General features: G+C 51.6%; 7 protein-coding genes. All 7 read right to left on the reverse strand.

Features of this window, described 5'->3' with window-relative positions:
• Positions 1 to 184: 184 nt before the first annotated feature.
• Positions 185 to 1,699, reverse strand: a complete 1,515-nt coding sequence (locus J1785_RS05290; protein WP_217218966.1) for an AMP-binding protein — start codon at positions 1,697 to 1,699, stop codon at positions 185 to 187.
• Positions 1,668 to 3,221, reverse strand: coding sequence for an AMP-binding protein (locus J1785_RS05295; protein WP_217218967.1), 1,554 nt, complete (start codon positions 3,219 to 3,221; stop codon positions 1,668 to 1,670). The genes J1785_RS05290 and J1785_RS05295 overlap by 32 nt, the downstream gene beginning before the upstream one ends.
• Positions 3,222 to 3,476: a phosphopantetheine-binding protein gene (locus J1785_RS05300; protein WP_129953422.1), complete on the reverse strand. Its 255-nt coding sequence runs from the start codon at positions 3,474 to 3,476 to the stop codon at positions 3,222 to 3,224.
• A gap of 10 nt (positions 3,477 to 3,486) precedes the next feature.
• Positions 3,487 to 5,079 (reverse strand): class I adenylate-forming enzyme family protein, encoded by a 1,593-nt coding sequence (locus tag J1785_RS05305; protein WP_217218968.1) that lies wholly within the window; start codon positions 5,077 to 5,079, stop codon positions 3,487 to 3,489.
• Positions 5,076 to 6,053 (reverse strand): 3-oxoacyl-[acyl-carrier-protein] synthase III C-terminal domain-containing protein, encoded by a 978-nt coding sequence (locus tag J1785_RS05310; RefSeq protein WP_217138760.1) that lies wholly within the window; start codon positions 6,051 to 6,053, stop codon positions 5,076 to 5,078. The genes J1785_RS05305 and J1785_RS05310 overlap by 4 nt, the downstream gene beginning before the upstream one ends.
• Before the next feature lie 2 nt (positions 6,054 to 6,055).
• The gene (locus tag J1785_RS05315; RefSeq protein WP_217218969.1) at positions 6,056 to 6,967 is read right to left on the reverse strand and encodes a hypothetical protein; all 912 of its coding nucleotides are present in this window, start codon (positions 6,965 to 6,967) and stop codon (positions 6,056 to 6,058) included.
• 9 nt (positions 6,968 to 6,976) lie between these two features.
• A partial coding sequence (locus tag J1785_RS05320) for a type III PLP-dependent enzyme domain-containing protein (RefSeq protein WP_476655348.1) occupies positions 6,977 to 7,494 on the reverse strand: 518 nt, incomplete at its 5' end.

The following is a 7,494-nucleotide window of genomic DNA, read 5'->3' on the forward strand; positions in this document are numbered from 1 at the left end:
ATTTTAATAGCCGCCGCAGTTGCATCTGTATCTGACACGACATAACCGGTATGATCAAAACGCATTATGACCCCGTTCACATTTCATAAAATCAGCTATTCTTCAATACGATGAAGATAACTCCATGCCGGAGATTGTCTCACCCTTCACATTGAGTTTTTTATATGTGCTTGCAGGTGAGCCGTTAAAAAATATCAGATAAGAGATGTTGTCGGACGAGTTCCTGCCGGTCTATTTTTCCATGCAACGTGATCGGGAAGGACTGGCAAAAAACCAGTTGCCTGGGGATCATGTATCCCGGTAACTGCTCAGACAAAAAACGGCGTAAGCTTTGCCGGTGGTGCAGATTGTCCTCATGCAACTGTACAAACAGTTGCAGGTCGGTCACCTTACCTTGTTCTTCAACCGGCACCACGCAGCATTGGGTAACATTGGTATTTGCGCAGACAGCAGATTCTATTTCTGCCCGTTCGATACGGTTGCCATGCAGCTTAAGTTGCCCGTCATCCCTTCCGCAAATAAACAGTGACTGGTTTTCATCGACAAAACCGCGGTCTCCTGTTGCGTAATACCGGCCAAATTCATCCTCACCGAAAGCCTGATTGCGCGGGTGATCTTCAGGCAGATAGCCTTGTGAAACCTGAGGACCATAAAGCCTGACTTCGCCCGTTACCGTCGCGGAAACGGCATGACCTGCCTCATCGACGATGCGCATGCGGTTAAGCCCCTGCGGCCTGCCCAAAGGCAACAAGCCGGCATTATGCTGCGGCGGATGGGACAAAAGATGCGTATGCGTCACACATGTCGTCTCTGTCGGGCCATAGGCGTGCAGTACCTCAAGCCCCGGGAAACGCGTCTGCAATTGTGTGACTAAACCCAGCGCAACCCGCTCACCGCCGATATAAAAACGCCTCAGACTGGCAAATGTTACGTGGTTAAATAAAGGATCCTTCAGCATGATTTCGGCAAAACTGGGGGTTGAAAACCAGCTGGTGACAGGCGCTTCAGGCTCTCTGGTCATGAGCTTTATGTTTTGCCGGGGTAAAACATTATTGCAATGATCCAGCATCAGCACTGTCTGCCCGCGGCTGAGGACGGGGATCAGATCGAGAATGGCCATATCAAAAGAAAAACAGGCATGATTGACATGGCAACCCCTGTCTTTTCCGGCGGTGACCTGGGGCGCGAACCAGGCACTGAACGCCGCAAAATTGTCATAACTGACCTTGACGCCCTTAGGCTCACCGGTGCTGCCTGATGTCGACAGGATATAAAAAAGTGGCTGGGTTAAGATCGGTTCCTCGGGCAGAGAAGCGGCAGACATATCGTGCAGTGATGCGCTGACGCACTGCGGCCAGGGCTCCAGCCCTGCAAGCGGTTGTGCCAGGGTGGTAATGATCACTTCCGTACCTGTCATCCTGGCAATTTTCTCAATTCTTGACGGCGGATTCGCCTGGTCAACAAAGGTGAAGCAACATCCCTTACTGATGCAGGCCAGAATGCAGGCCACCGCATCGAGCTGTTTATGACCGAAAATCAGAACATTGCAGCCTGCATGCGGGGTAAGAAAATGCGCGATAGCTGCCGTGCGGGCGCCCAGTTCAGCAAAGCTGTATCTTCCCTGCTGATTAATCAGCGCAGTGGCGTTACTGCGGTTTCTCAGCCGGTCAAATAACGGTCTGATTTGCGATAAAAACATATTTTTCCCCTTTATTGAGCGCCAGATCGCGTGCCGCATTACGATCCAGTTTCCCGTTATGATTCAAAACAGTCTGAGGAATGGCATACCAGTAACGCGGGATGGACCAAGGCGGAAAGTGTGCCTGCATGGCCTGGCCCAGTTCAGAGAGCGTGCCTGAACCATTGAGGATGACGCAGGCCTGAATGGCCTCCGCATGACCTTTACGCAGATGAGGCGTAACCACGGCATCTGAAACGAGATTATGGTCGCGCAGGAAGTGCTCTATTTCATAAAGATCAACACGGTGCCCCTGGATTTTGACTTCCCCGTCTTCCCGTCCCAGAAAATAGTAATAATCCGCCTTCATCTGGCCGATATCACCGGTCAGATAAGCGTTTTGCTCCGCATGCCGGATAAACTGGGTCCGTTGTTTCTCCGGTGCATTGAGATAACCGGGGCCGACACAGGCTCCGCTAATGAGCAGCTCGCCCTGGCCGGTGCCACCGTGCCGCACGTACAGGCTGAGCATCGCACCAGGCCTGGCAGCACCAATCGGCAATGGCAATGCATCGCTCATCATCTCCGGTGTGATCAGCACGGAGGTCACTGCCACAGAACATTCCGTCGGGCCATAGGTGTTTATCACCGCAGCCTGAGGGAAGCGTGCCCATAGCTGAGCGACGATGTCTTTTGTCAGTGTTTCACCGCAAAAAATAAACCGACTGAGCCGGGGAAGTTGCTCTGCATTGAACATGGGATCTAACAGATAAAGGCGGATCATCGAGGGCGTGGACACCCAGCAGACAACCCCGGCCTGTGCGTGCTGAGCAATCATCTTACGGGTGTTAATAAGTTCGCGATGATCGAGTACTGACAGAGGTTGCAGGAAAATCCAGGCTAACCAGATTTCAAATAACGAAACATCAAAGCAGTAGCGAACATTGCCGGTGATTGCGCCGTTTAACGGGAAATCTGCGCGGATCCACTGGATGAAATTCACCATGTTTTGCAGGCTGATTTGGATCCCTTTGGGCTCGCCGGTGGTGCCGGAGGAAAACATGACATAAGCCAGGGGAATGCCGGATGCATCATGCAACCGCTGACGGCTTTCCCTGAGCAGTTCAAGCAACATGGCTTCAGTACAACCTGACGCGCTGACAGCTGCCGTGTGGATAGCCCCGGCAATGTTTATCTGAACGGCTGGCGTGCCGGTATTCACCAGCAGGTCAGCGCCAGCCGTGCGTGCAATTTTCTCAACGCGCTCAGGACTGTGGTCCGATTCAACCGGCACCACCGGACAACCGCAAATCAGACATGCCCACCAGGCGGCAATAAAATCAAATGACTTATGCCCGTATACCAGCACCGGTTTTAAATGGGTGTTGTATTCGGTCTGGTGCCGGCGTATCAGCACGGCAAGATCTGCCGCGCGCTGGCCCAGCGCCGCATAATCACAGCTTTGCACGTGATGGGTCCAGGCCGCACCGGGCTGATGCCGGAAACGCATAAAAATGGCGATAATTTCTGTCCATGCATCCATTTAAGCAGCCCGGTTCGCGAGCTGGAGTTGAATGAAGTTCGATAAACTGCCGACGGTTTCGAAATGCTCAAATTCTAATGTGGCGGGATCAAGGATCAGACCATCGATTTTCTCTTCAAGATACATAATCAGCTCAATATACAGGCCGCTTTCAAACCCTAAATCGCGCTCCAGATGCGTTTCTGCATGTAATTCTGAGAGATGAGAACTTTCAAGCACTAAACCGATAGCTTCAATGATGGTTGAGGTAAACATGATGATTTCCTTATAATTTTACGGATTCGCGTTTAACATCATGGGGCGGGGATAACAGGAGCTCAGGCAGCCGGTTACGGTCAATTTTTCCATTAGGATTTTTGGGCAATGATTCGCTGAAATAGTAGCGGTGAGGGCGCTTGTAACCTTCAAGATGTGTCTGACAGAACGCTTTAAGCAGGGCAATATCAGGGGCTGTCACACATTCAATACAGGCGATGATTTCATCACCGTAAACCGGATGAGAGAGGCCAATCACCGCCACTTGTCCGACGCCGGGTATACGTTTTAGTACGCCTTCGACTTCTCTGGGGGCAACTTTCTCACCGTTGGTTTTCAGAATGTCATCTTTGCGGGCGACAAAATAAAGCAGGCCGTGTTCATCCAGCCTGCAGATATCCCCCGTATAAAGTACGGATTCGCCGGGAAGCGGGCCGGGACGCAATTTATTTTGCGTTTGTTCTTCATTGCGCCAGTATCCCCGCATGACTGTCGCACCACGGATTACCAGTTCACCGGTGGCATTGTTACGGTGTTGCACGCCGTTATCATCGACCACCCAAAGTTCGGTATTCGGAATGGCGTAACCGACACTTTCTTTATGCGTTGACAACATCGCCGGCGGCAGCCAGGTGCAGCGATGACATTCCGTCAGGCCATACATAGAAAAAATTTCCGCCTGAGGGAATAAGGTGATCAGTGTATCAATATCATTGGAATGCAGTGCGGCAGCCGTATTGGTGATTTTACGCAGAGAAGAAAAATCATAACGCTTTGCCAGAGGGGCAATCAGAGCCAGCAATGTAGGAACAATTGGCAATACCGTTGCCTGGTGTTTCACCAATTGTTTTAGGGCAAACAGCGGGCGACTGAAATCCTTTTCAATGATCAGTGTTGCGCTTGCTCTGGCGGCCAGAATCGCCTGATAAAGCCCGTAGTCGAAACTCATCGGGATAGTGCAGAAGATGCGATCGCTTGCCCGGAGATCCAGATAAGTGCACACCGACGACGCCGCACTCAACATATTGCGTTGGGTGAGCATGACACCTTTGGGATGGCCGGTGGAACCTGATGTATATATCAGGCTGGCCAAATCGATATCCAACGCATTTTCCACCGTCAGCGGCGTAACGTCTGCTTGTGCTGCGATATGCTGTAAGGTCAGCAATACCGGATGGATCAGGTTCTCCGCACCAGGCTTATCAAACAGCACCGGGCCCGGGGAGCGCTGGCCTTGTTCATCGGCGGGCAGGGCAAACAGCGCAGCAGCTTGTTCACTGCTACTGACCAGCAATGCAGCCTCGGCATTGTTGAATATCCAGCGCACGCGCGCGACGGGCGTATCAGGATTTACAGGAACAAAGACAGCCTGCAGGTATTGAACCGCCCAGAAACACACCACAAAGTCGATACTGTTGGGCAGCCAAACCACCACCCGGTCGCCCCGTTTAATAGAATGTTGCTGCAAATAGCTGGCCGTCTTCATGACCCGCCGGGACAGTGCTGCCCAGCTTATCTCATCATCACCGGCAACCAGGGCTGTTTTCTCCGGGAATGCCTGTGCAGAACGGGCCAGCCAATGCGTTAAATGGCTTGTATTCATTGATTACCCTCACTTTCTGATTCGAGAACCATGGCGCCAAAGGTGCCCGCCACACCGGATGCCAGCGCAAGCATGCACTGAGACTTCACAGGATGATCGTGACGGGCGAGAAGACTGTGGAGATTAAGAAACGCATCGCTGCAAAAGCAGTGACCCAGCGTGTAAAGGTTATGATGGAAAATGATCTCTCTGCCAAAACCGGTACGGTCGGCAATGCGATCAAAAGTCACCGGGCTGATGTGATAGGGGAGCACGGCGCTGAGGTCTTCAGGCTTGCGCCCGGCGGCTTCCAGCGCTTTTTGAATGGTTTCGGTCATCATCGGCAGAAATGCGTGATCATAAGCATTTTCACTTTCACGATCCGTTGACCGCATACGTGTGCCATAAGCAGCAAGTTGTTGTATGTGGAGTGCACGCAGGCGAAGTGACTGTACCGAAGGCAACATACCGACCAGCGTGGCGCAAAAAGCTTCGCCGAAATAACCGTTCTGATCGACGTATTGTACCGTACGGTGAAAGCATTTTTCGCCGGTGATCAACAGGCCACACACCGGGGCATTATTCTGCTGCGCGGCGCTCATTTTTGCCTGCAGATATTTCAGACTCACCAGACCCGAAGCGCAGGATGCCTGGGTTACCGAAAAAAATTCAATATCCCGATCACCAAAAAGCGCCTGAAGTCCGCCGGACTGCCCGGTCATAAGGTCGAACGGACTGACGGCATGCAGAGAATGCGCCCAGGCAACATAGCGAATTTGACGAAATAACCCGGGGTCACACTCCGCGCGTAATTGCTGCAGCAGTCGGATGATCAGATCCGGTAATGCCTCATGTTCAAAGAGACTGGCAGACTGCATCTTATGAAACCGGCTAAAAATCTTATGGTTGCGCTCCCCCCAGCGGTATTTTTTTTCCAGTACAGACAGCGGCGTAAGAACGGGAGCAACCAGTTTTGTGGTGGCATGGATATACACGATCAGCCCTCCATCACGAAACTGGCAAATATCATGTTCTTCCCCTCCGGGACGATGAATAAGAATCGCGTATTATTCCGGGCCAGCTTTTTTAGTAATACCCAGGGCGCTGAAGACAATAAGGCATAGTCCCAGGTTTCTATCTGGATAGACGGGAAGTTTTCATCCCGGCGCAATACAGACGACAACTGCATTGTTGTCAGAATAATCAGAGGCAATTTGTTTTCCATATCACTGAACATATCCAGCGTGGACAGCAAAGGATAAATGCCCGCCCCGGAAAGCGGGAGTGCGGTCTTCTGATAATTTTTAAAGATAATATTGCCCGGCACGCTGCGGACATCGGCGGGTGCGAAGCTCTGTAAAAGGAGCAAACAGCAACTGGCAGAAGGCCGGAAACTGGCGAGATAAGGGCTGTCATAAAGGATCGCATCCTGATCGGCCATCATCAGAAGCGCCTTGCGGGAACGCCCGTCCCCGCCAATATCCTCCAGGTAATCTTCAATGATTTGCAGCGCAACAAAAGCACTGCTTAAACCATGATCACTGATGGCGATACCAAAAGCGTTATGAGAGCCGGTTTCGTAAATAATGGCATTGGTTACCGACGCGCCGATTTCTGCATCAGGCGTCCAGTGGGTCAGCACCACCAAATCGAGATCATTCACCAGCGCCTGTTCTTCAAGCTGAGTGACCAACTTTTTGAGCATCGCCGTGAAGGTCAGGTTATCTGCATTATACCAACGGGAGACCGGCCGAAGCGGGGCTTCATTTATCCGGGAATGGGACTGGAAAAAAGCGTTAACAAAACTTTTAACTTTATCGAGTTGCTCACTGTCCGCTGCCGGAGAAGGCACGTTATTTTTTTCAAACTCATGCCACAGAATATTTGATGCGGAAAACTCCAGAGACATAGAGGTACCTTAGGCGTTCGCAACAGATAATGGCTGACAAATCTGAGGCGCCAATAATGTTTCAATGTTATCTGCGGTCCGGATAAGAAAAGCCTGATCTTTCTCCACCAGAATTTCGGCAGGATGACCAAAACCTAAAAAGTTTACCGGTGAGGCACTGGCCCCGTAAGCGCCTGAATGTCCGATGCCAATAAGATCACCTGGACGAAGTTCAGCCAGCATAACGTTCTCGCCTAATAAATCTGTGGGTGTGCAAAGCGGCCCGGTGACCTGGTAACGATATTGTTGGTCGGAGCGGGTTTCACCCAGGCGGGCCATGGGAAAATTACGGCGAATCAAAGAATTGATCCCTGCCGCACTGCCGTGACAGTTGGCACCCCCGTCACAAACCGCGAACCATTCATCCCGCGAGGGCTTGAGGTAGTTAACCCGGGTAACGAAAACACCGGCGCGGGCAATCAGATACCTGCCCAACTCGACGATAATTTTACACCGGGGGAAATTTTCGTGATAAGTACGGATATTGT

It is taken from the genome of Rahnella perminowiae, from assembly GCF_019049755.1.
GTDB lineage: Bacteria > Pseudomonadota > Gammaproteobacteria > Enterobacterales > Enterobacteriaceae > Rahnella > Rahnella perminowiae.

Excerpts from the sequence above, each read along its gene's own strand:
- J1785_RS05290 (WP_217218966.1), bottom strand. The coding sequence starts at position 1,699 with ATGTTTTTATCGCAAATCAGACCGTTATTTGACCGGCTGAGAAACCGC.
- J1785_RS05295 (WP_217218967.1), bottom strand. The coding sequence starts at position 3,221 with ATGGATGCATGGACAGAAATTATCGCCATTTTTATGCGTTTCCGGCAT.
- J1785_RS05300 (WP_129953422.1), bottom strand. The coding sequence starts at position 3,476 with ATGTTTACCTCAACCATCATTGAAGCTATCGGTTTAGTGCTTGAAAGT.
- J1785_RS05305 (WP_217218968.1), bottom strand. The coding sequence starts at position 5,079 with ATGAATACAAGCCATTTAACGCATTGGCTGGCCCGTTCTGCACAGGCA.
- J1785_RS05315 (WP_217218969.1), bottom strand. The coding sequence starts at position 6,967 with ATGTCTCTGGAGTTTTCCGCATCAAATATTCTGTGGCATGAGTTTGAA.